Genomic DNA, 24,011 nt, shown 5'->3' with positions numbered 1-24,011 from the left:
ACAATTCTAAAATATAAGTGAGGAGTATCATAAAGTGGTCATCATATCATTTTTAAAATCTAATTTCTTCAGCGACGTAATAAATTCTTTTTTCACGATCTTCATCTACAATATAAACCGTCTTTCCGTGGTCGATCACTTCGCCATCTTTGCTTCTAACCATGAGAATCATAGGATCTTTCCCGACGAAAACTTCCAGCATTCCGGTTTTGGCTCCATAGATTGTTGATTTCATTCTTCCCTGTCGGCCTAGAAAATCATGTGATACTTCTCCTTTATGATTGATTTCTCTGAAGAATGGATTTAATGGCTTTAAAATTAATTTAGTCAATAAAATACTGATGAAAAATACCGGCAGGACTAACAAAGCCGAAACCCAAATCTCGAAAGAGAAAAAAGATTCGAGATAAAATGAACCCAGCCAGGTTAACAAAAGCGAGAGCGTGAGAAAATATGTGATTGGTACAATATCGAGATTTAGAAATTTTAAAAACTGAAGCCATCCTGACGCATCATCCGGAATATGAACATGACCATCAGGACTGTTGACATCAACATCCAATCCGACATCAATATCCAATCCCGTAATGATGGTGAAAAGCCAATAAATGACTGACAAAATCAGCAACACTGTCAAAACCGTGTTGACCGGAGAAAAAGCAATGTTTAAAAATTCCTGATCAATCATAATTCGTTTTTAATAGATTATTATTTTTATAATAAATATTTAATTTTGTTTAAATATTTAAAACAAACCGACCTTAAAACCTCATCCACACACTCCATTTAGATCGGTTGTTCACAAATATAATAAAAATATCTCAAATTGCAAATAATATTAGCAATTTAATTAAATTTAATCTTACATTTGCAAAAAAGATTAGGAATCATGAGTTTTTTTGGAGCTAATATTAAGACAGTAAGACAAGCAAAAGGTTTGAGCCAGCAAGCATTCGCAGATTTATTTGATTTAAACAGAGGCGTTATCGGCGCTTATGAGGAAGGGCGTTCAGAGCCTAAAATCGCAACCTTACTAACTGTAGTTCATTACTTTAATCTCGACTTGGATAAATTTCTGACCGTTCCATTAACGATTGATGATCTCAACAAACCCGAAAATTTCGAAAAGTTTCAATTGTCATTTAATTCAGATTTACCGTATCAGGAGAATAAATTTGAAAATAATATTCAATATAATTCACTGCAAAAAGCATTAGCAAATATTGATTTAATCTATGAATTCACAGAAAACACATCGGTTTTGTCAAATTATAAAATTGGTGACTTTTTGTTTTTAATGAAGTCAAATATGATGGAAGAAAATCCTGAAACTTTATTATATGTTGAAAAAGGAAATCTGCGGTATCTAAGTTCAGCTTCAGAGCAAAACCAATCTGAAAAAGAGGTGTACAAAATCGCAGGCTATTTATCATCTGAGCAAAAAAATATCCTTTCCGAAATTTTGGAAAGGATTGCAATTTTAGAAAAAAAATAAAGGTAAAAATCAAGAAAAGAAAAGCGGGGCATTGTCTTTAGCCGGAGTCGAACCGGATAATCTTGCAGGTATTATCTGCTTCATTATTCCTCCCCAAAGGTGAGACGAAGTATCTTTTCTCTACGACACTTTATATTTTTAAACAAGGCAACAGGCAAAAAGCGTAATCGTGCTCTAACCATCTGAGCTACTCTCCCAATAGACATTGTGTTTTTTGTGGAAGAGACGAGACTTGAACCCGCGACCCCGTCGTCCTAAGCGAAGTAACACTATTCTACGGCACTTGTTTTTATTTTATTAATTAAAAAAGAGGCAAAAGGCAAGAAAACCACGAATAAGTTTTAACACTTATTTTCTGGATTTGAACCAATATCATAAGATTTACCGAAGTAAGTTTTCTTTACGGCACTCTTTATTTAAACTGAATTAAAAAGAGGTAACTCATTGAAAGACTTCCCAATCTTTTTCAAGATCGTTTGGACTCGAACCAAAATTATACCAAGAAGTAAGTCTTTTCTACGACACTCTTTATTGTTAAATCAAGGTGAAAAATTATAGAATCTTCTGTGCATTTGCTCTACCCGCTGAGCTACTTTTCCTTTTGGGAAAAGGCAGGATTGTTCATAAATATTTTATTGTTTTTTATGAATTCACGAATACTTCGTATTTTGAACCTGCGTCCCAATGATTAATAACCGAAGTATGATTCTAAAACGACACTTGATTTTTATGTTTATATACTTTTTTGAAAAAACACAAGGCAAATATTGATAAAAGCTGTCTTAAAACTTGTCTATCCACTCGACCACACCTTTCGGCGAAAGGATTGACTCCGTCGAATCTTCGATTTCGAACCTTTGTAAAAAATCGAAGTAACTTTTATACACGGCACTTGTAGAATAATTTTAAAATCGAGTAACTGATAAAAAGAATTTTTAGTTCAATGAAAGTTGAAGGAACTCTTTTTTACGACATCGATTATTTTTAAAGTAAGGTAAAAAATCAAACAGAGACTTACTGACAGAGCGATACCAATTACGCCATCTCGGATTTCCGAGAACAGGACTCGAACCTGTATTGCTGTCCCTTAAACGAAGAAATTCTGTTTTACGACACTTACTTTTTTAAGTTTTTATGGTTATTGTGTTTTGTTGTAGCAAAATTATTGCTTTAGTACGTATTCTTTTTACGCAGTTGAATTTATTTTAAATTTAAAAACCAAGTAACAAGTTATAAGAGTTTTTGATATCAAATCAAATTTTAAGTATGACGATGGATCTCTTATGATAACGACATTGGTTAGTTAAACCCGAGCAATCTGGCGAAAAGACTCATTTTTCAATTGGAAGTCGAAGGATTTCTTTTCTTACGGCATCGGTTATTTTTTAGGTCATTGCGAGGAACGTAGTGACAAAGCAATCTCAAAATATATTCTTCACCTTATTACATTTCTTTTAAAATTTTCATAACTCTATTATTGAAATTTATTTGTTGTTCTTTCATTTTATTAATTTCAATTTCTAAATCTAATTCATAAACTTCGAAAACAGGTTGTATATTTTTAAATTCACTCAACATATACTCGGTATAATCTGAAAATTGAATTTTTCCATTTTCTTTTTTATAGAAAACCCACGGATGACCAATCCATAACTGTGACCATTCTGATGAATTATTTTCAAAAATATATTGCCAACCTTTTAAATTTTCAAGATCACCACAACAGGTAGGCTCAATTAAAATTTCATCGTTCTCCTTTAAAATAATACCACCATTAAATGATGCTAAAAAATCACTTCCATCTGCTTCAGCATCTTCAAAAATTACATTTAAAATAATTTTTAAATTTTCATCATTCACATTTTTAATATCTACAAGATAAGAACCCTTTTTAATTGGATTCAAGTCCAAATTTAATGTTGCAATAGCTTTTTGCCATCTTTCATGCAAATCTTCAGAGTTTGATAAATCTGAAAGTTCCGGTATTTCATATTCTTCTTTCGAGTATCTGAAAGGATCAATTTCAATAACATTAAAAAGCTGTATCATTATATTCAGTTTATTTTAAATTAGCCCCGATTGAAACGACATCCTTTTTCTGAAATGGCTTTAAAAAAAGCGTTGGCGAAAAAGATATAGTGGAAAGCGGGAAATAGCTCCTAAAAAAAATTGGTAATTCGTTTTTATTTTTAAAAGCAGTGCCTTTTACAGCACTACTTTTTTAATCATTTCTACTGCAGATTTTCGGTCTTCCAATGCATTCAATACATCGAAAATTTTGTCGGACCAACCTGCGATAAGATAGACATCATTTTTTCTGACATCCAACGGTGGTTTTCCGTAACCTGCCAAATCAAATATATACAATTTTGCATTTGGATTGATCTTTTTGTATCGCCCCCATGAGTTTCCGAAAGCATTTGAAAATCCACCAATATCCCACATTTGAGTATCGGTAAACAACATGATCTTATCTACTTTTTCTTTTTTGCTGATCAAATCTTCAAGCACCAGATGACCGTTTGTGGCGTAACCCACTTCACCTTCCCGCTTGTAAAATGCATCTACATTTCTCAGGATACCGTTTTTAGGCATCGGAACTCTTTTCCAACGGTCACCAAACATCCCTGAGATCACATTTTTGCACTGCGACTGCAATATCATCGACATCAACAGACCGATATCGTACAACAAAACCTTCGATTTCGGAGAAACCGGTTGCTGCATCGATCCGGAAACGTCTGCCGCAATCACCATCGAAGTATCGAAACCAAAACCTTTGATGTTTTTTGCACTCACCATTACCGCATCTTCCAATGCTTCCAAGATTGATGACAAATAAGGTGAATCGATTGTTTTCAATTCTCTGTACGCCGCCAAAAATCTGAATGGCAATTGCTTTGAGTTTCTCACCGCTTTTTCATCCGACAAATAGTTGCACACTTTGTACATCACATCTGAAGAAACATTGGCTTCCAGGATATTTCGCAAGTTTCTCAACGTTGCCATATAACCAAGTTTGTTGCTGAAAATCAATTCTTCCCATTTGTTTTTGAAAGCTGATTTTCTTTCTGCTTCGTCCGCAAATTTTGTCTGACCCAAAACCGAAAGTTCAACTTCCCAAGTGTATGGAGTTTCCAGCGCATCGTTGACGATTTTGTTGAAAATTGCCTGTTGATTTTCATCTTTTGCTTTTGGATGAACCAAAAACAAGGCATCTTTTAAAGTTACTTCAGCTTTTCTGTTGTATTTTGCGAACTGATATTCATCAAATTTATTGAAAGATTTTACCAAACCTTTTTGAATTTGTTTTGAAAGTTTGTTCAACTTTTTTGTTTCTGTTCTTTCATTTGCCAATTGGTAATACGCCAGCAATTCGGTGATTTCGTCTGCTCTTTGAATAACTCCATCGACAGTTCTGCTTACCAAGTTTGTACCTGAAGTTTGTTTCGCCAATTCGGTTGTCAAAACCAATGGAATTGAACGTAAGTACATATCTTTTCTTGCATAAACTGCCAATTTTGCAACGAATTCAGGATCGTTTTTCAGAATCAGAGATTGAATTCTCGTCAATCTGTCATTACCTTTTTCATAGGAAGTGTTTGATAATCCTGTGGTAACAACAGCACTGTATAGTTCTTCTGCAGGTGTCATTGTATACGCTTTTGCACCTTCGTAGTTGGTCACTACTCTATTTTCTTTTCTTAAAAAATTAAATTTCATGGTTACTGTTTTTTTGTTAAACATTTGGAGAATTATCAATTCCTCTCTGATTTCTTATGCAAAGTAATGGTAGTATTGCGCAGTGTTTTTGCGTAGTGAATGTTTTTGTGAATATTTTTTAAATTTTTCGTTTTTAAACACTAATGACACGAATTTTTGCACTAAAAACACTAAAGGTTGATTGTGATATTTGTGAAAATATTAGTGTCATTCGTGTTTAGAAAAAATCTATCATTCATTTCAAATAAAGGAATCAACAGTTCTGGATTTTTGGAAATCCGTTGTCTAGCTTTGTGTACATTAAAATGTAAGCTATGATAAAAGGATTATATGAAACTCATGTTCAGGTTAGCAATTTAGACGATTCAATAAAATTTTACACTGAAGTCTTAGGTTTAGAGTTTGCTCATCATGACGAAACCCGTCCGATTGCATTTTTATGGATTGGAAAAAATAAAGAAGCCATGTTGGGTTTGTGGGAACAAAAGGAAAATTTACAGACAAGGCATTTTGCTTTTTCTGCTGATAAAGAAGATATTCTGAATTATTCCGTTGAGTTTTTGAAAAACAAAAATTTAAAGCCTTACAATTTTTTAAAAGACGGAATTGATGAACCAATGGTTTTTGCTTGGATGCCTGCGTTGGCGATTTATTTTAATGATCCCGATGGAAATCAATTGGAATTTATTTCTATTTTGGAAGGTGAAGGGAAACCTGAGTTGGGAGTCATTTCCTATGAAAAATGGTTGGAAAACAAATAAAAAAAGACAAATCTAAAATTTAGATCTGTCATTTTTTGTAACCTTGATGAGATTCGAACTCACATTCCATATTGGCATTGCGGCTGTAAATACGCTTCCCTACTTCTCCTAAGATTTTCGGTGCTTCTGTAAACTCTACCCATTAGTCCGCGCAGGTCTAACCGGAATATCCGCAAACTCTACGGTAAGCAATATTTTGCCGTAGGCTTTTCCTTTTAAGCTACAAGGTTGTTTGTAAAGCAGGCTTCTTTTTACAGAAGCCCACTTCTATAGTAATGATTATTAGTTTTATTTTGCAAAGATTTCTTTCAGCTGAGAAAGAATATTACTGTTTCCGGAAACGGTGATATCTCCAATTTTGTCAGCGATTTTCTCCATATATTCCATTTCTTTCAGCTTCCATAGGACTTCGTTTTCTTCCATCAGTTTTGCGGTGTTCAGCAAACTTCTTGTGGAAGCCGTTTCTTCACGACGCATGATGCTGTTGGCCTGAGCTTTTTTCTCGGCAATCAAAACCTGATTCATGATTTCTTTCATTTCTCCGGTCAAGATTACGTCACGGATTCCTGCATCAGAAGCTTTCAGACCTAGATCTTCGGCTTTATTGCCAAGATTTTCAAGGATCTCTTTTCCTACAGAATCTTTTTTCACCAGCAATTCATCCAATGTCAAAGCTCCAACGAACTCACGCAAAGCCAACTGCATCAAAATATATAATTGCTTATCATATTCTTTATTTTCCATCAACGCTTTTTCAATATTTTCTACTTGAAAACGCACATAGAAATTGATACGAAGCATCGCTTTATCTTTCGTCAAAAGTTCCTGACCTGCAATTTCCATCTGCTGCATACGCATATCAATGGCTTTTACCTCAACAGAAATTTCGTTATTCCAGAAGTAGTAGGTTCCGGCTTCCAGAATTTTGGTTAATTTTCCGTCAATTAACAGTAATCCTTTATATTGATTGGATACAATAAATTTTCTTACATAATTTCTCATTCTTACATTTTCCAAGATAGTCTTCGAAATATCTTCTGTAATTTCAACTTTCATCAAATTCACTTTTTGAAATTCTCTGTCTGCAATATCTATCCAAAATGCATATTGACCTACGTTTAATACATCTTTTAAACTTCCGTTTTCATATAGCAAAATGATTTCTCCGTCTTTTACCTCTATAATTTTCAAAAAATCTTTAAGCGGTTCTGATTTTATTAAGACATTTGCATTTTCATGGGATCCGAACTGTGATTTTATTTCATAGTTTGGATCTACTATTTTAACTTCAATAGAAGATTCATTATTCCAGAAAGAGTAAATACCACTTTCCAAAACCTGACTCAATTTTCCGTCAATTAATAGCAGACCTTTATAGTGAGAAGGCACAACAAACTTTCTTACCAGACTTTTTAATTTTATATTTTCCAAAACTGTCTTGGAAATTTCTTGTGGAATCTCAACTTTCGTTAAGTCAATTTTCTGAAACTCTCTGTTCAAAATTCCTTTCCAGAAAGCATATTGACCAACATTCAAAACTTCTTTGAAGATTCCGTTTTCCTGTACCAAAACGATTTCACCATCTTTTACGTCAACAACTTCCAACATTGAATTCAAACCTTCATTTTTCAATAAAAGATTCAAGTCTTCAGTTGTTGTGAACTGGTTTTTCATTTCATGAACTTCCACAGATTTATTTCCGAAAATCCAATGATTACCTTCTTTTAAGATCTCAATTAAGTTTCGGTTTTTGAAAACCAAACCAATTTGATACGCTTTAATTTGTACATTTTTAAACATCATATTTTATTTTAAGTGTTATTAATTTTAATTAAAAAAGGAAAATTCGAGATTCTCTCTTCCAAAAATGGCGGAAGGAAAGTTTTTCATAAAATTCCATTCATTTCAGAATAGTATTCTTAAACTTATTTTCTAATGAATCAGATCCTGGGCGTGTCCCTTGCCATCGCTGAAAGCAACAACTCGGGTCGCTACGTTCACTTCTACTCCTCGTTCATCGCCTTTCGGCTCTTCACTGCGGGGTATCCGTTACCATCGCTCACGCGGAAAATCGTCCTTCTTAGAAAATTCAGTCCAATTATTGACTATTCATCAACTGAATTTCATTTCCAGAAAACATCTTTACTTACAGGCTTTTTCAAAATGTTGATTCAACAACTGAAAAAAACTCAAATTTTCCCATGGTGAATATTTTTAACGAGATATTCAAACTCTAATAAAAAAAATAGATTTTGAGTCTATTTTCAACCTACATTAATAGTGTAGTGCTCTAACCAACTGAGCTACCTCATCCGAAATGAGGGAGGGAGTCGAACCCTCGCATCCAAAAAAAGCTATTACTCTAACCGAACTGAGTTATATTCCCTTACGGAAATAGAAGGATTCGAACCTTCGACCCATAGCGCATGGTAGAAGTTTTTTGGCAAACTTCTGAAACCTTCAAGTCAAGTTGAACAGAAAAAAATAATGTTTCTCAACAAAATCTCCTGCAATGGTGCTATACAGAAACACTCAACAAGACTTGCTTGATATTTTGACTAAAATTTGTTTTTCAAAATTTTAGTGTTGTTTTATTTTGATGATGCAAAGTAAGGGTGTTGTTGCGCAATGTTTTTGCGTAGAATATTTTAATTGATTTTTTTTTGTCATTGCAAATTGAAAGTGAAGCAGTCTATTGTTATTTATTGAGATTGCTTCGTCGCTTCGCTCCTCGCAATGACGAAATAATTTGAAAATAAAAAAGCTCCCTCTATCAAAGGAAGCCATTGTTATATTTCTATATTGCTAAATTGTTACATTATTGTTGCAAACACCAATGCAAAATCTTCGCAATATTTTTCGCATCGTCAACACCTCTGTGATGGGTGCCTTCAAGCTTAAAATTCAGTTCACCTAAAGCTCTTGCCATTCCGACACTTTTCCTGACAGTCGGATGTAGTTCTCCGAATAATGTTTTTACATTGATATGGTCTTCACTCAAAGGATAATTGACATTGAATTTTCTTGTCAGATTTTGAAGCATATTCAAGTCATAGTTTCCATAACTCGCCCAAGTCAGGTCTTCAGAATCGTATTCTGCTCGTAAAATATCTAATGCATCTTCGAGTAAAATACCTTCTTCATCCAGCATTTTCTGGGTAATGGAAGTCAGTTCCGTACAAAACGGACTTACTTTTGAATATTGAGGTTTCACCAAGATTCCCTCATTTTGCGAAATCTTACCAGTTTTTGCATCCATGATACACACGCCGATTTCTATGATTTCACTTTCCTGACCTCTCGGCGGGTGCTCATCCCAACACGTGGCTTCGAGGTCTATAATTAATATGTTGTCTGTTGTTTTCACTTTTTAAATGTTTTAAAAGGTTGAAGGTTTGAAGTTCGAGGCTGGAAGTGAATGACAATGCAAAAACTTCCTGCTTCCCGCTCCCATCTTCCTTACCAAAATTATTATTCCAAAATTTCTCTCAAAATTCTGGCTGCATTATAAGCATCGTCTGCTCCACTGTGATGATTCCCTTCAAAATCCATGTTCAGGAACTTCAGGGCTCTTTTTAAACCCATCATTTTATGAAGTCCATTATACCCTTTGAATTGATTCATCACATTCAGATAATTTTCAGAGAAAGGATTTTCGATTCCGAGATAATCACACTGTTCCATGATCTGCTCTTTATCAAAATTTCCAAAACCTGCCCAGGTAAGCTGAGTGGAATCATTGTTATCTCTGATTTTCTCACAGGCTTCTTCGAAATGAATTCCTTTTTCTTTTATCATTTGCGGCGTAATTCCTGTAAGTTCAGTACAAAATTTACTGATTTTAGACCTTTCAGGAATGACGTAAATGCTTTGTTTCTTGGAAATTGCTTTTGTTGTTCTGTTTAATTCGCAAATTCCTATTTCTATAATATCGACTTTTTGTCCGGCAGGAATTCTGTCGTTTTCCCAACACGTAGCTTCCAAGTCGATGATTAATATTTGATTTGTTGTTTTCATAATTAATTTAATAAATGATAAGTGGTAAATGATTTTCACATTACTCATTACCAATTATTTATTACTCATATTAGCTTCTCGGCGCAAAGGGCGGTGTCCATTTTTTCTTCCTCATCAATTCCTTGACTTCCTCATAAGAGATTGGGCAAAAATTGTGACAATCTACTCCGACGTCTATGCTTAAAGCCATTTCGTCATCCGGCAAAGTTCCGTGGGAATGTCCGTAGAGTTGCCAGACTCCGCGGTGTGAGCCGTTCCAAGTGCGCATGGCGTAATGAAAAAGAATGATTTTTTGTTTACCATTGTCGTTTTCTGGTTCATCAATTCTTAATTCGTGATAGTCTCTTATGGAAGCAAATCGTTTAGGATAAGTTAAAGCGGCACCTTCATGATTGCCTTTTATTAAATGGATATTTCCATTTAATCTGTCTAAAATATCCTTTGTAAAATCTGGTTTTCCCAAACTCATATCTCCCAAATGGTAGACAATATCATTCTCTCCTATTTTCTCATTCCATCTTTTGATGAGCTCTTCATTCATGTGCTCCAAAGACTCAAAAGGTCTTTCGGAAAATTTTATAATATTTTCGTGACCAAAATGATGGTCAGCTGTAAAAAATATATTGGGTTTCATTTTTTTAATTTGTTTTAATATTTACATAAAAAGTTTCGATAATAAATTACCGAAACTATACTTTCAGAGTCATCAACTCTCCTTTTACAACGTCAATGACTAAAGAATTCAACTTTTTATTGATTCTTTTTTGTTCATCTTTTTCTATGGTTGTGAAAACTTTCGGGAAATCTTTTTCAAAATCTTCTAAAATATCCTGTGCAAAAAGACCGATCACTTTGCCAATCATCTTGGGTTCAAATTCACCAATTTTGCTTATCACATTATTCAACCTATTTGCAGTTGCATATTTTTGGATTTCTTCCCAAATATTCTGAGCATTTTCGCTAAAATGAACTTCCTTTTGAATAGGTCTATCTTTTTTAACCATCTTAGATTTTTCGATCCATTTCTCATTTTTATTTTTTAAAATGATTCTTGAACCGTTTCCAAAATATCTGGTTTTTAAAGTTTTAACAATAGTTCCTTCACACATATTATTCTCGATTTCAGGTAATCCCAACCAAGCCGGAATTTTAGAATCGAAAACATTAGGGAACTTCAAAGCCTCTTCCAAAGTCCCCTGAAATAAGATTTTCGCATAGAAAAATCCGGTTTCTTCGAAAATTTTGTTGACCAAATCTGTATCCAAATAAGTAGTGCCATTCAACTTAATATCGAATCCATAAAATTCATTGTGAGGTGCATAATCAATACCTTTTTGCACTTTCACAGCATCCTTTGCAGCTTCTACTTCTTTATGTTTGTAACCTCCACCGAACAATTCACCGTGAATCACTACAGTTTCCAAATCCTGGTAAATAGTTTTCACTTTTTGGAAAACATCAATTACATTTTTTCTGTAACGTTCTAAAACCTGATGTGCATTATAGAATTTTTCATCTTTCTCGATGAAAGCAGTTCTTTTGGCAATCTTAATTTGCTTTCCATCGGTAAAGAAAGAGAAATTAGCGCCGTGAACCTTTTCCTGCACTATGAAAACCTCATCCCAAAAACCCTGCAATCTGATCTGATCGATCACGCGGACTTGGAAAGCATTTTCTATAGAGTTATATGTTTTGAAAATCATTTTTTTAAATTTTTAATAGTTTCTAATTGGTTATTCTTCATCTGAGTAACGTGTCTTTGGGCATGAAGTGAAAGGAAATAGATGTATTCATACACATTGATTTTTCCTAGCTTATTCACTGTCATGGTTGTTTTGCAGAGGAGACCTTCACCATTTTTCATCAAGTCTAAATAATTTAAGCATTGATCATATTGTTGAGAAATTAAACTTCTAATTTCATTTAAATTTAATTCTCCTTTCGGCTCCATGTGTTCTGGTCTTATCCATTCAAAAGCACCATATTCGCCTATTTTATCAAATTTATCTTTATTGAAACTATAGTTTTTTATTTCAAGATTTAAATCAAGATTTTGATAATTTCGCAGTGCTTTTTTTGAACCTTTTTCAATGAGAATCAACAAATAAAAGTTCGTTAAATAAATATGTTCTAAAATCTGCTGAACCGTCCAACCTCCATTTGAAGGCTGATAATTCAACGTTACTTTATCTTTTTCAAACCATTTATCAACCTCATCAAAACTGAGTTTCAAATGCGTTTTTATATCTTGAATTAATCTAAAAATATCCATTACAATTTTTTAAAGTTGTTCAAAAGGCCTTCAATATTTGCTTTTCCAACAGGATTCATTGAGTGGCAGTAGAATTTTGGTAAGTCCAAATAGTTATCCATGCAATATTCTACCAACCATTTTGCACAATCGTAACCTGTCTTTTCAACAAATTCCTGAGAATCTGATTCTAAATAATGTTCATCAGCAAGGTCGTGGTCAAAAGAAATCATTTCCGGAAGTCCTTTTTCCAAAATCCTGTTGACAAACTGCTCGTAATTTCGAACGATATGCAAATCTTTTCTGAGGAAAATATCCTGTTTTGTATATTGATATGCCTCAATCGGATATCTTAAATCATCCAGGAATAGTAATCTTTTTGTGAGTTCCATTGCTATATTTATTTTTTGGATAGAAGTTGGAAGCTGGATGCTGGAAGTCAATATCATACTGTTAAAGACTTCAAGCTTCTCACATCCCGCTTCCCTCTTTTATCACACCATCATATCAGCACAATTGGAACTGGCGAATGCGTGAGGCTTTGCTTTAAACACATATCCCATTCCCAGAATATATCCCATTGCGTCTTTCAAAGCGACGTTAGATTTAAAATCGGGGTCGGTGTTAATGTCTGCGTGTACCTCCATTTCCACATCATAATTTTCCAGAATAGAGCAAATTGCATAGGCGATTTCTACGGATTTGTTGACCTCGTTCAACATTCGCTCTTTGATACTGATCTTCTGTATTTCTCGTTCTTTTCTGATAAAGGTAAACGCTCCTTTTCCCTCACGAATAAACACTACTGCCGTAGCATAATTAATGGCGTCACCATAAACGTGGGAGTCTGAACCCACACACACTTTTAGTCGGTGCCCATTTGCCTGTTCGCGGATGATGGCTTCTTCTACCAACTGTGTGATAGAGTGTTGGAAAATTTTTCCAGTCATATTTTGCCATGTTTGTTGTTGCGTTTCCATTTTTTCTACATATTTAAGTTTTATACTTTTTATAATTCATAAATGATCATTGATAAATAATTTTTACATGCGGTTATTTTTCTAATTTCTAACCTCTAGTTTCTATTTTTTTGTTGATTCATCAGGACTCGAACCTGAACAACAAGAGTCAAAGTCTTGTGTGCTGACCAATTACACTATGAATCAGTTTTGTGGAACAGACAGGAATCGAACCTGTACCTTTAGTTTTTCAGACTAACGTGCAGACCTGCTACACCACTCTTCCAAGTTTATTAGTAATGAGTAATAGGTAATTAGTAATATTAAAAATCTTCAACTATTACTTATTGCACATTACTCATTATTTATATTTTGTACTCTATAAGGGAATCGAACCCTTGTTTTCTGCTCGAAAGGCAGGCGTCCTGAACCGTTAGACGAATAGAGCAATAACCAACTGATCAGGAATCGAACCTAAACAACAAGAGTATATTTCCTGCATGCTGCCATTACATTATCAGCGGTGTTGGTGGAAGTAGTAGGATTCGAACCTACTCAGCAATGAAGCAACAGATTTACAGTCTGCCCCGACTCTCCAACTTCGGCGTACTTCCCTTTTTTAGGGGTAATAAATAATTGGTAATGAGTAATTTTTCCAATTAACTTTTAACTCTAAATTTTGTGAAGAAAAACAAAGCTTGTCATTATTTTTTTAGTTTGATATAAGAACTTCTACGCTCGACAAACTTTTATTTTTTCTTCGGAACTAATCTCATTTTAGTTATTTGAGATGGTTATGGGATTCAAACCCACTCAGTTTTCACAACGGTTTTGCAGACCGCCCCGACTCTTCCACTTCGGCGAACCATCAGATTTTATGAGTAATCAATAATGGGTAATGAGTAATTTTCACCATATTGATTATTCTTTTTTTATTTAAATTTTAATTAAAAAATAAAGCCTGTCTTAATTTTTTGTTTGATATAAGAACTTCTGCGCTTTGACAAACTTTATTTTACCTAAAAATTTATATTATGTTTAATTATCATCCTTCATCCATCTTTTATCCTTTAAATTTTCATTTTTTGAGTTAAGAAAAAGCCTGTCTATATTGTGTTTTTGGCGTAAAGATCTTCTGCGCTTGACAAACCTTTTCTCTTCTCTTTTGAAACAATTAACATTTAGTTATTTGCGATTCTGGAAAGGCTCGAACTTTCAACATCCGGTTTAACAGACCGGCGCTCTACCATTGAGCTACAGAATCATTTTTTGTAATTTCGGAAGGACTCGAACCTTCAACCTTCGGCTTATGAAACCGATACTCTAACCTATTGAGCTACGAAATCGTTTGTACTCCATAAGGGAATAGAACCCTTGTTTACTGCTCGAAAGGCAGCCGTCCTAAACCATTAGACGAATGGAGCAAATTGTCTGGAAAGCAAGATTCGAACTTGCGACCTCCCGCGTCCAAGGCGGGTAAACAACCACCGTTATCTTTCCAGTTTTGCAGATTCACTTCAAAAATCTTTTCCGAGAGACAGTCGGATCGGAGATTTTCCGTGAACCTTTGCGGTCTATGCGAGAATCGAACTCGCAGTGCCTGAGCGACAGTCAGGCAGGTTACCATTACCTCAATAGACCTTTTTTGCGGAGAGCAAAGGAATTGAACCTTCACTACTGTCGTAGAACTCATTAGCAGTAAGCCGCAACAAACCAATATTTGCCTACTCTCCTTTTGTGACCTCGACAAGGTTCGAACCTGTAACCCTCGGTTTAGAAAACCGATGCTCTATCCAATTGAGCTACGAAATCTTTGTAATCCCAGAAAGATTTGAACTTTCAACCCCCGGTTTAAAAGACCGGTGCTCTAACCATTTGAGCTATGAGATTTTATTGTAATCCCAGAAGGACTCGAACCTTCAACCTTCGGCGTATCAGACCGATGCTCCAACCTATTGAGCTATGAGATTTTCACTTTGGGTATCTCCGGGGATCGAACCCTGTTCTCCGGTTCCACAGACCGGCGCTTTACCAAATAAGCTAAAGAAACCATAAAAAAAGCGCCTCTTTTTGGGAGGCGCTTTATATATTTTGACGTGTCGCTACATTAGCTGACCCATTTATATAAGCACCTTTTATCCACAAATTCACTATCAAGAATACACGCAAGTCCCATCGGCTCTTGTCCGTGTCTTCTTGAATACTGATTAGATATGTTATGTAATTGTTTCATTATATTCTTGTTGTTTAAAATTGTTTGATTGAAAGATTAAAAACGTGTTGCTTTTAATTTTCGGTTGCAAAGTAAGTATGAAATTTTTTAACTCACAAATTTATTTTTCAATTAAATATCTGAAAATCAATTAATTATAGTTTAAATTTAGAGTAGAGAATTTCTGTCCGTAATACTTTACAGATATCTTAATTACCTAAATGACTGTCTCTCATCGGGTTATTGATCACGCTTTATTTTCTTATTAATTGTTCATTGTTGATTAAATAATTTTCACATTTATGGTTATTTTTTTTCATTCTAAATAATTTCTGCCCTAAAAACACAAAAAACGCCCCGATCATCGAGGCGTTTCTGCAGTATTTTGATTAAATTTTTACGAGTTTACAGTAAATAATTTTCAAAGCAAGCACATTTCGCCTCATCTAATATCATCCATTCATATCCAAACGATCCCTTTAGTACAGGGCGATCGCATAGATTTAAACTGATATGTGCTCTTTGTATTGTCATAATTTTATTGGTGCAAAGATAAATGTTTTTCTTAATAGTTGTTAATTTTGTCATTGCGAGAAGCAAAGCTAGGAAGCAATATTGAGCATAAAATGGGTTTATTTAATTTAGATTGCTTCACCTTCGGTTCGCAATGACAGAAGCGTATTTTTTTTACTTCTAATTCCTAAACATTTTATTCCTAGCCGTTTTATACCTAGAAATATCTTTTAAAATCACTTCATCATCAGGATTAAAATGTTTTAATTCATTGACGATTTCGGAACGGCTGTTGATATTTTCTGCGATAATATTGTAGGCAATATTTCTTGTAGATTTTTGTAATCGCTGGTCTTTTTTAAACTCAATTTTCATGGCTTCCAGATATACCAATTTTTTATCGGGAGATGTATTTTCATATAAATACTGAATTTCTTTTTCCAGTTGACCGATTTCAGGAATATTTGCGAAATAATTTTGAAGACAATTGAAAGATTCTTTATTTTCCTTCCAGCCCTGTAAAAGTACTTCCTGGGCTTCGTTCGGTTTATCCATTTTATTGCGATATACCAAAGAGGCTTTTACCATCTGATGACTCTGCAGATAATCATCTACTACCATTTGATAAAAAATTAATGCATTTTCAGAATCATTAATCTCTTTGTATAAATCACCCACTCTTTCTTTTTGCTGAAGCTCTTTGTATAAAATAATCGCTTTATCATATTGTTTTGCTTTTACATAACAATTTGCCGCATCCGCTTTACTTAGTACTTTTTTCAAAAAAACAACAGCTGCTTCGTTATAAAAACCACCTTCCTCTAATGTTGCGGCAGCACGATAATTATCTTTTAAAAGATTCATGTAAACGATAGCCGCTTTTTTGTATTCGTTATCATCAATGTGTTTTCTGGCTATATCTTCATATATACTTCGCAGTTTGTCAAACAATGAAGTATCTATAGACAAACCATCACCTCCATAATTTTTTTTAGCTGGAGGCTGAGGATCTTTCTCTTGATTTTGCAGAAGAACGATAAGCACAATGGCAGCAGCGGCAAAAAATATAAATTTGAACAAACTTACTATAACAGTTGCGAGATCTGTTTGAGATAATTGTGCAAAAATCGCAATCACCTTAAAAATTACAAGAACAAAAAAGGCCGTCAGAAACTTTTCTATAAACTTTTGCTTTTTCATTTCTTTCCTGATTTTAAAATATCCATATCTTCACTGAATAAACGGTAAAGAAGAACCACCACCCCAATAATTAATATCCAAACCAGCCAATTATATCCGAAAGCGGCAATCAAAGGATAGAAAATGTACAGCAAGGTACTTCCCAATATGGCAATCAGAATCAGTTTAATGCTTTCCGAAACATAATTTCCTCCCATATCAAATGGCTTTTTCCTGATAAAATAAGAATACACGCCCACAAGACCTACAACGGCAAGCAACAACCATACAATTTCGGAAAAGGAAATCTCTTTTTTAACATGAGCATCCTCTGCTGCTTTTAAAGCATCGTTTTGCACATTATCATTGACTACAATTTGAGGATCTGTTTCATGGTTTGTACCATAAATCCTTGCAAGAGAATCACTGATCATTGTTTTTCTCATTTCCAGAATATCATCAGCTAGAAGTTCTTTAGATATTTTAGACATTTTGTTTGATGGATCTTTCTGAATAGAATCCAGAATTTTTTTATGGTAATTTCTTGTTTTAAGATCTACTGCATATTCAATTTTTTTCAGGTACATTTTTTTTAATGAATCTCTGAATTTCTTTTCTTTGGCTCTATATTCTTCAATTTTCCAAATCATTGCTGCTTTTCCTTCTCTAGTATTGAAGGTTTGTTTATAATCATTAACCAGCCAACGTCTTTCATTTCCAAATACAGAATCAACCTTCATATCGATAGAGGTAAAACCTGATTGAAAAATCAGCCCTTCGTTATTTTCTGTCTCTGGAGCCGTTTCAACAGTGCTCTCGTTATACAAATCTGTAGAAACCTGTTTTGATGCCTGCTCTTTACCAAATTCAAAAGCGAAAATAATGATCACAATAAGTGCTAAGAAAATGGCAAACATCTTTTGTGACCCTGTCATTTTCAAGGGTGATCTTTCATTTTGCGCTCCATCACCTTTTTCACCTCCGGCACTGCCAAACATTCCCCAATCTCGCAATGTAGAATGAATATCTAATGGAATCCCTAAATAAACCGCCCGCTCAGGATATTTTGTAATGTATTCTATATATTTCAGAATCTCAGCCTGATCTCCAGCTTTTAGCTTTTCCAAATCGAATGGCAGATTTTTCATCCAATCTTCATCTGTTGTGGGATTGAGAAGCTGCTCCAGCAACTCATCATCATTCATATCCACTTTAAAACTTCTGATTTTTTGTGGAATGAAAACACTATTCGATGGCTTTTTTAATTTTGCTTCTGTTATTGGCGATTCTTGTAATAATGTGACCCAATCTATTGTTTTATTTAATTTAACCAATCCAAAATCAGGATGCATGATGATGTATTGAGCATCAATATTTTTCCAGTCTTCTGAATTTATCTTGGGATAAAAATCTGTATTTTCAGGAATGAACAATTGATTATCAAAACATTGAAAATAAGAATTCTTCCCAATTTCTTCCGGAGCTTGACCTCCAAAAACAAGAAAGCAGCCATACAAAATATTAGGTTCAAGAGAAGGAATAGCAAAAGTCTGTACAACGTTAAGATCAATTCCCAATGATTCTATTTCACGAAACCATACCAAAGGCGAAGCACTTCTGATGAGAAGGCCTCTTTTGGGATAACTGTTTTTCGGAAAAGGTTTAATCTTCAACTCCATATTCCAATACTTGATCTATAAAAGGTTGTAAGTAAGCTTCATACATTTCTGCAATCGTTTTTACTTTCAGCAGAGTATGATCTGGCAGGTAATATTCATAGCCTCCAAACTCCGTCTCAGAAGCCAAAGCCATCCCGGTATGCGTTGAAGTCGGCATATAAAATTCGGGAACATTGGCATTAATACTTCTGAAAGTAAGCATTCCGCGAGAGTCTGCAATAATTTCGCTTCCATCTGAAAAAGTGAACTTATTTTTATTCTGATTGGCAACCATCACAATGGGAGATTGGTTTTTATACTGCGCCATTGAACTTCCCCAAAACTTTAATTCATATTTAGAAATCACCAAATTATTATTTTCATTAATTCCAATCGTGGTAAAGTTGCTGGTAAATTTATAATTGTTCTGCTTTAATTTATCGACTTCAATCTTTACTTTTTCTATATTTTTATGAATTTCAGGATCATTTTTCACCAAATCTACAGATACATCACCTTCAAGATTAATCATAAAAATAGTCGGTAAATTATTTTGATGCAAATAAAAATATCTGTCAAAATAGACCAATTCCATATTTAACGGAACATTAAAACCGGAAACATTAAGCTCGGAATATTCTTTAGTTTCAATATTCAGTTTTGAAATGAATTTTTTATCCTGCTGATATTGGCATAAAATAAACTGTTGCTGTTTATTTTTAGCCAAAGCAAATATTCCTCTGTCTTTCACAGATATATTTTCAAACAAAACCTTGCAGCCACGGAGAATTTTATAAATTTCATAATAATCTCTATTGTAATAATTATCTGAAAGGTATGTTCTCAGCAATTGCTTTTTACTGCTTAAAATAAAAAATTCTCCTTCATACATAAACTTTGCAATCTGTTGCTGAGGAAGAGGGAAAAGCAATGGATAATTCAGAGGAACATCTGTTTTTTCACCTTTAATATTTTGGCTCACTGATCTTTTACTTTTTCGGTACGGCGGATCTGCCCACAGTTCCTTCAGCGGAAGTATAATCTTTTGAATGTGCTTTCTTGCTCCTAAATGGTGTTTATAAAAATTCAGTTCGCCATCTGCAGACGTGGTTACCAAAAACTTCAGTCGGTTTCTGTTTTCATGAATAACTTTTTGCAGATTTTCATTCGCTAAATTTTCATGATTAGTAATAAAGAAAACTTCCAGATCTTTTTCTGTACGTTCTTTTTTGAAGAATAAATCTAATGCTTCCGAAACATCTAATGTTCCGCTTACCAAATTCAGGTTTTCAATAACCTCTTCCACACAGTCTAGTGTCATAGCAATGCTGGATTGCCCCAAAGCATACACCTTACACTCCGAATGTGCTTTCGGATGTTTGATAACGGCAAGAGCTGAAGCGAAAGACAAAACTTTCGGAGTTCCCCAGTTTTTCAGGGAAGTATCGATTAAAATAATTCTTTCAAAAACATTTTCTTCAGGTGGAATTTCACGTTGAATATATAATGCTTCATTATTCGCCACACGATTCATAAAAACCTCATCTTCATTGGCAAATTCTGACAACAGCATTCTGTGAAGATCTCCTTTGTTGGTTATATCTGAAACGCCTCCAATCGGCTGTTCGCCGGGAGAAAGATGCCGCATCGGGATTTTCAGACCGCTCCAGATTCTTTTAATTAAACTTCCGATCTGAAAAGTTTTTGGTTCTTCAATAAGTTCCTGAATAAAGTCTTTTTCAGATTCAGTTGTGGTTTGTTGTTCTCCTATTTCTTCTTTAATTTCCGGTTCGTCAACTAAACCACGCATGGCTTTAATAATTGATTCTGTCGTCGGAAATTTTTTATGAATAAATGATAACGTCTCAATATCTTTATGGTAAACATCTTTTGTCAGCGGAAACTTGTGCGCAGCATCAGCAATCTTTTGAGGTCCTCTGTAATAAGAGGTCAAAATGTATTCTGAGTCTTTAGCAGAAACCGAGTAACCAGAATCTTTAAAAATAGTCTGAAAAAGATTGATCCTGTTTTGCCCTTTCTTCATCGAACTTCCTATTTTGCTGAGATTTTCCAGCAATTGACAGGCGTTTTGAATATCAAGATTAAAGGTACTCCTTTCCTCAGTTCTATATTTTCTCAAAAAATAAAAAATTCCATCCAGATTCAGATAGCCGTCCTGGGTTGCATACATTGTCAGAAGAAAAGCCCCAAAATGCGGAAAACCCTGCGGCTGCAGTTCTTTTAAAACTTCAATAATGTACGGTCTGTAAGCAATCGCACCTCCTCCATGAGGAACAGAAATCAGATTATTCTCAAGATATCCCGACGGGTCACGGGCATCTTTATCTGTGATCCACTCCCAGAAATAATCTTCGTATGATTGGAAATAATCTTTTACATCCATTCTCTGGCTTTTTGAGTCAAACGAAACGAGCTTACGGAGAGTTTTCGGAAATCATTTTTATTGATAGCCAAATAGCTTCCATTTTCGCTCCAGACCATAAGTTTATCGGAATCTTTATTGTATTTTTTATGTAAAAGTGAGCTCAGATTTTTAAATTCAAAATCAAATCCGCTTGGTAAAAGATGGTTGTCTTTCATCCAAAAAGTCTTCCCCGGAAAACCTAGTAACGGCGTTCCTAAAAATAACACTGTGTCATCGATAAGCATCCATTGCAGTTTTTCGAGCTTAAATTTTGGAAGTTCAATAATTTTATCTTTAACATCATCAATTGAACATAAAAGTGAAGCTGCAGGATATTCATTTTCTCCTTTTTTGAGATGAACTTCAATCTTTTCATCAATTCCGAAAAAATTATTATTTGAAACAGGAAAAGTCAGCTTTAATGCCTTATCGATCGGTGACCAAAGTAAGCCTGTTCTCACTCTTTTAGTTGGAACCAACGCATTTTTTCTGAATAAAAGTCCGTTCTTTAATTCATACAATATAAAATTGGGAAGCTGCCTCAATTCCGAAGAAACAGCTTGTTCAGCGGTAAAGCCTTTCAGCCAGATCACATCATCGTCTCCTGCTATCTGAATATTTTTCCAATCGCGGATTGCCCCTAAAGAATATTCATCTTTACGGAAAATTTCAGCCCAAAATTCTTTTAGGCGCTCTGAAGAATCTTCTGCCATAAGCTTTCAATTTCTTTTTGAATATACTGTTTTTGTTCTCCGTTAGCAATCCAATCGCAGCGGGTTTGAAGATATCTCAATTTGTCTTTAATCACATTTTGCTCTTCGAAGCTTAAACTTCCGTTTTCCCATTGATCAGATAATATTTTTACATCTTTCATCACTTCTTCAGGATTCGGAGTTTTGTTCTGCAATGCCTGCGGATGAGATTTCGGATTGTCGTCCTTTTCAATAACTCTGTTGATGATTCCTTCCAGAATTTCAATCTGTTCTTCGGTATCCCAAATATGTTTCAACACCCATAAATCTGAAAGAGTCGCCTCGTTTCTTCCACAAATTAATGCACTTGCGGCGATTAAATTCTGTATTTTCACTGCTCTACGATCCGAAATGGTAATCCCCGTATTGCGAAGGCTGATAATGGCATTAAGATATGCTTCATAAATTGGCTTTAAATCTACAGTTTTGCATAATCCCTGAAGTTCTTTTATCTCATGAGCCAAAATTTCAGGAATGTCTGAATCTATATTGTTTTCAAGTTTTCTTCCTGCCAAAAGAACCTGTTGAAGAAGGTCAGGATGCACATAATCTACATTGATTCTCACCAGAAAACGATCGAATAATGCATTCAATGCTTCATCTTCGGGAAGAACATTGCTTGCGCCCACAAACATTAATGCAGGTAAATGTTTCGTTTCTTTTCCTCTTTTGAAAATCTTTTCGTTCAAAGCCATCAAAAGGGAATTCAGAATCGCCGAGTTTGCATTGAAAATTTCATCAAGAAAAACCAGCGAAGCTTCCGGCATCATCCCGTCTGTATTGGTGAAAAGTTCTCCCTCTTTCAGCTTCCTGATATCGAAAGGTCCGAAAATTTCGTTCGGTTCTGTGAAACGTGTTAAAAGATATTCGAAGTTTTTGCCATCTTTTAAGGTTTTTGCTAAAGTTCTTACCAAAGCGGATTTTGCTGTTCCAGGAGGTCCGTATAAAAATGCATTTTCCCTTGCCAGCAAGCAGATTCCAAGTAGATCTACGACATCGTTTTTACCAACGAAAGTCTCTTTTACGTAGTTAAGAACTTTGTTTAGTTTTTCAATATTTTGAGTCATTGTTTTTAATTAATTTTTAACGCAAAGAGCGCAAGATTTTTTTTATTTCGTTCGCAAGGACGTTCTACTCAGCTAAGAAATACAGAAATTAGTTTTCTATTATTTTTAACTCTCTCCAAAAGACATCTTTATACCATCCGAATTCTGCAGTCAGCAAAGCGTTGATATAAGGAATTTCAGCCAGTCTGTAGACTTTATTTTCTACAATTCTTTCGAGATAGAGTTTCCTGTATGCTTTATCTTGAAGCTCTTGTTCCCAATTAAGTTTTTCTAAATCTAAATCTGCCTCAATCCCAGAATAATGAAACTGTTGTAAAATATTTTCGAGAAGTGGAATCAGCGGATCATCAGCATCCAAATTTTTCAGAGCTATGACAATATGCGGCAAAAATCTCAGTGACAAATCCGCAGACAATTTTGATGAAAGCGTAAGTTTTCCTTTAAATGGAGGAATCAACCGAGCAAGATCTTTTTCTGTATTTTCACGAACAAGATAAAGCTGTACGCTGTAGTACAAAACCTTTGCCGCCCAAACTGCGGAATCTCTGTCAAAAGGAATCTGATCAGATAAAAACTCAAGTCTTTCTTTTTCAAATTCGGTTTCAAAATATGCTGCCGCTTCCTGCTCCTCTTTGGGAGAAATCTTTTTTACTTCTTCAAAAATAGTAATGCATTCTTCTTTCCGAAGCAGAAATAAAGTGTCTAAAAATGGGGATTTCATTTCCATGATATGACAAAAATATAATTATTTTGCTGAGAATAAAATTTTAAATCAAGGATTAAGAATTAAATATTATTCCATTTGCTTTAATTTATCGAAATATTTATAATTCAAAATTAAGAAGGAAGCATCGCCAGTACAATTCAGGAGATAAGTTTATGAGAATGTTGATTTTGCCTTTTCTTAGCCCTGATCGAAGCATTTGTTTGAGCTCATTTTTTGTGTTTCGGGGGGGGGGGGGGGGGGGAGCCGCGGCGCACCACAAAAAAAAGCAGGGG

19 protein-coding genes and 15 tRNA genes are annotated in these 24,011 nt (G+C 34.5%); 2 read left to right on the top strand and 32 right to left on the bottom strand.

Annotated features, from left to right (window positions below; all coding sequences use genetic code 11):
* Nucleotides 1-52: 52 nt before the first annotated feature.
* Nucleotides 53-688: a hypothetical protein gene (locus tag MQX03_RS17750; RefSeq protein ID WP_242804606.1), complete on the bottom strand. Its 636-nt coding sequence runs from the start codon at nucleotides 686-688 to the stop codon at nucleotides 53-55.
* A gap of 201 nt (nucleotides 689-889) precedes the next feature.
* Between MQX03_RS17750 and MQX03_RS17745 the strand changes: the two genes are divergently transcribed.
* Entirely contained in the window at nucleotides 890-1,495 is a 606-nt protein-coding gene (locus tag MQX03_RS17745) for a helix-turn-helix domain-containing protein (RefSeq protein ID WP_242804605.1), read from the top strand.
* Between the two features lie 1,443 nt (nucleotides 1,496-2,938).
* Here MQX03_RS17745 and MQX03_RS17740 read toward each other — a convergent pair.
* Both MQX03_RS17740 and MQX03_RS17735 read right to left on the bottom strand, forming a co-directional pair.
* Nucleotides 2,939-3,544 carry a hypothetical protein gene (locus tag MQX03_RS17740; RefSeq protein WP_242804604.1) on the bottom strand — a complete coding sequence of 202 codons (606 nt, stop codon included), beginning with the start codon at nucleotides 3,542-3,544 and terminating at the stop codon, nucleotides 2,939-2,941.
* Nucleotides 3,545-3,700: 156 nt separating this feature from the next.
* Nucleotides 3,701-5,218: a TROVE domain-containing protein gene (locus MQX03_RS17735; RefSeq protein WP_242804603.1), complete on the bottom strand. Its 1,518-nt coding sequence runs from the start codon at nucleotides 5,216-5,218 to the stop codon at nucleotides 3,701-3,703.
* 314 nt (nucleotides 5,219-5,532) lie between these two features.
* Between MQX03_RS17735 and MQX03_RS17730 the strand changes: the two genes are divergently transcribed.
* Nucleotides 5,533-5,979, top strand: a complete 447-nt coding sequence (locus MQX03_RS17730; protein ID WP_242804602.1) for a VOC family protein — start codon at nucleotides 5,533-5,535, stop codon at nucleotides 5,977-5,979.
* Between the two features lie 288 nt (nucleotides 5,980-6,267).
* Here the strand turns inward: MQX03_RS17730 and MQX03_RS17725 are convergent, their stop codons facing one another.
* The 29 genes from MQX03_RS17725 to MQX03_RS17585 form a co-directional block, all read right to left on the bottom strand.
* Nucleotides 6,268-7,782, bottom strand: a complete 1,515-nt coding sequence (locus tag MQX03_RS17725) for a slipin family protein (RefSeq protein ID WP_242804601.1) — start codon at nucleotides 7,780-7,782, stop codon at nucleotides 6,268-6,270.
* A 1,015-nt stretch (nucleotides 7,783-8,797) separates the two neighbouring features.
* Nucleotides 8,798-9,346 (bottom strand): exonuclease domain-containing protein, encoded by a 549-nt coding sequence (locus MQX03_RS17720; protein ID WP_242804600.1) that lies wholly within the window; start codon nucleotides 9,344-9,346, stop codon nucleotides 8,798-8,800.
* Nucleotides 9,347-9,450: 104 nt separating this feature from the next.
* Nucleotides 9,451-9,996 (bottom strand): 3'-5' exonuclease, encoded by a 546-nt coding sequence (locus MQX03_RS17715; protein ID WP_242804599.1) that lies wholly within the window; start codon nucleotides 9,994-9,996, stop codon nucleotides 9,451-9,453.
* 70 nt (nucleotides 9,997-10,066) lie between these two features.
* Complete coding sequence (locus MQX03_RS17710; RefSeq protein ID WP_242804598.1) at nucleotides 10,067-10,630, bottom strand: metallophosphoesterase family protein; 564 nt, start codon at nucleotides 10,628-10,630, stop codon at nucleotides 10,067-10,069.
* A 55-nt stretch (nucleotides 10,631-10,685) separates the two neighbouring features.
* The gene (locus MQX03_RS17705; protein ID WP_242804597.1) at nucleotides 10,686-11,699 is read right to left on the bottom strand and encodes an RNA ligase, Rnl2 family; all 1,014 of its coding nucleotides are present in this window, start codon (nucleotides 11,697-11,699) and stop codon (nucleotides 10,686-10,688) included.
* Nucleotides 11,696-12,268: a DinB family protein gene (locus MQX03_RS17700; protein ID WP_242804596.1), complete on the bottom strand. Its 573-nt coding sequence runs from the start codon at nucleotides 12,266-12,268 to the stop codon at nucleotides 11,696-11,698. Before MQX03_RS17700 ends, MQX03_RS17705 begins: the two co-directional genes overlap by 4 nt.
* Entirely contained in the window at nucleotides 12,268-12,696 is a 429-nt protein-coding gene (locus tag MQX03_RS17695) for a cyclic-phosphate processing receiver domain-containing protein (RefSeq protein WP_317224984.1), read from the bottom strand. Before MQX03_RS17695 ends, MQX03_RS17700 begins: the two co-directional genes overlap by 1 nt.
* 45 nt (nucleotides 12,697-12,741) lie before the next feature.
* On the bottom strand, nucleotides 12,742-13,197 hold the full coding sequence (locus tag MQX03_RS17690) for a ribonuclease H-like YkuK family protein (RefSeq protein ID WP_262916950.1): 456 nt from the start codon (nucleotides 13,195-13,197) through the stop codon (nucleotides 12,742-12,744).
* A 143-nt stretch (nucleotides 13,198-13,340) separates the two neighbouring features.
* Nucleotides 13,341-13,413 (bottom strand) — tRNA-Gln (locus MQX03_RS17685).
* Nucleotides 13,414-13,419: 6 nt separating this feature from the next.
* Nucleotides 13,420-13,492: transfer RNA gene (locus tag MQX03_RS17680), tRNA-Phe, on the bottom strand.
* 89 nt (nucleotides 13,493-13,581) lie between these two features.
* Nucleotides 13,582-13,654: transfer RNA gene (locus MQX03_RS17675), tRNA-Glu, on the bottom strand.
* 79 nt (nucleotides 13,655-13,733) lie between these two features.
* Nucleotides 13,734-13,820 (bottom strand) — tRNA-Tyr (locus tag MQX03_RS17670).
* Nucleotides 13,821-13,994: 174 nt separating this feature from the next.
* Nucleotides 13,995-14,076: transfer RNA gene (locus MQX03_RS17665), tRNA-Cys, on the bottom strand.
* Between the two features lie 322 nt (nucleotides 14,077-14,398).
* A tRNA-Asn gene (locus MQX03_RS17660) sits at nucleotides 14,399-14,470 on the bottom strand.
* 8 nt (nucleotides 14,471-14,478) lie between these two features.
* Nucleotides 14,479-14,552 (bottom strand) — tRNA-Met (locus MQX03_RS17655).
* A 5-nt stretch (nucleotides 14,553-14,557) separates the two neighbouring features.
* Nucleotides 14,558-14,630: transfer RNA gene (locus MQX03_RS17650), tRNA-Glu, on the bottom strand.
* A gap of 6 nt (nucleotides 14,631-14,636) precedes the next feature.
* A tRNA-Pro gene (locus tag MQX03_RS17645) sits at nucleotides 14,637-14,708 on the bottom strand.
* A gap of 68 nt (nucleotides 14,709-14,776) precedes the next feature.
* Nucleotides 14,777-14,847: transfer RNA gene (locus MQX03_RS17640), tRNA-Asp, on the bottom strand.
* 7 nt (nucleotides 14,848-14,854) lie between these two features.
* A tRNA-Ser gene (locus tag MQX03_RS17635) sits at nucleotides 14,855-14,939 on the bottom strand.
* Between the two features lie 5 nt (nucleotides 14,940-14,944).
* Nucleotides 14,945-15,018 (bottom strand) — tRNA-Arg (locus MQX03_RS17630).
* A gap of 4 nt (nucleotides 15,019-15,022) precedes the next feature.
* Nucleotides 15,023-15,096, bottom strand: a tRNA-Lys gene (locus tag MQX03_RS17625).
* A gap of 6 nt (nucleotides 15,097-15,102) precedes the next feature.
* Nucleotides 15,103-15,176, bottom strand: a tRNA-Ile gene (locus MQX03_RS17620).
* Nucleotides 15,177-15,183: 7 nt separating this feature from the next.
* A tRNA-His gene (locus MQX03_RS17615) sits at nucleotides 15,184-15,251 on the bottom strand.
* 860 nt (nucleotides 15,252-16,111) lie between these two features.
* Nucleotides 16,112-17,131 (bottom strand): tetratricopeptide repeat protein, encoded by a 1,020-nt coding sequence (locus tag MQX03_RS17610; RefSeq protein ID WP_242804594.1) that lies wholly within the window; start codon nucleotides 17,129-17,131, stop codon nucleotides 16,112-16,114.
* On the bottom strand, nucleotides 17,128-18,789 hold the full coding sequence (locus MQX03_RS17605) for an APC family permease (RefSeq protein ID WP_242804593.1): 1,662 nt from the start codon (nucleotides 18,787-18,789) through the stop codon (nucleotides 17,128-17,130). The genes MQX03_RS17610 and MQX03_RS17605 overlap by 4 nt, the downstream gene beginning before the upstream one ends.
* A complete protein-coding gene (locus MQX03_RS17600) occupies nucleotides 18,773-21,172 on the bottom strand; it encodes a hypothetical protein (protein ID WP_242804591.1) in 2,400 nt (799 codons plus the stop codon). The genes MQX03_RS17605 and MQX03_RS17600 overlap by 17 nt, the downstream gene beginning before the upstream one ends.
* The gene (locus tag MQX03_RS17595) at nucleotides 21,163-21,906 is read right to left on the bottom strand and encodes a hypothetical protein (RefSeq protein ID WP_242804590.1); all 744 of its coding nucleotides are present in this window, start codon (nucleotides 21,904-21,906) and stop codon (nucleotides 21,163-21,165) included. The genes MQX03_RS17600 and MQX03_RS17595 overlap by 10 nt, the downstream gene beginning before the upstream one ends.
* Nucleotides 21,879-23,012, bottom strand: coding sequence for an AAA family ATPase (locus MQX03_RS17590; RefSeq protein ID WP_242804588.1), 1,134 nt, complete (start codon nucleotides 23,010-23,012; stop codon nucleotides 21,879-21,881). The genes MQX03_RS17595 and MQX03_RS17590 overlap by 28 nt, the downstream gene beginning before the upstream one ends.
* Before the next feature lie 88 nt (nucleotides 23,013-23,100).
* Nucleotides 23,101-23,739, bottom strand: coding sequence for a hypothetical protein (locus tag MQX03_RS17585; RefSeq protein WP_242804586.1), 639 nt, complete (start codon nucleotides 23,737-23,739; stop codon nucleotides 23,101-23,103).
* Nucleotides 23,740-24,011: the final 272 nt, after the last annotated feature.

It is taken from the genome of Chryseobacterium aahli (assembly GCF_022699665.1).
Taxonomy (GTDB): domain Bacteria; phylum Bacteroidota; class Bacteroidia; order Flavobacteriales; family Weeksellaceae; genus Chryseobacterium; species Chryseobacterium aahli.
This window is presented reverse-complemented; position numbering and strand designations above follow the sequence as displayed.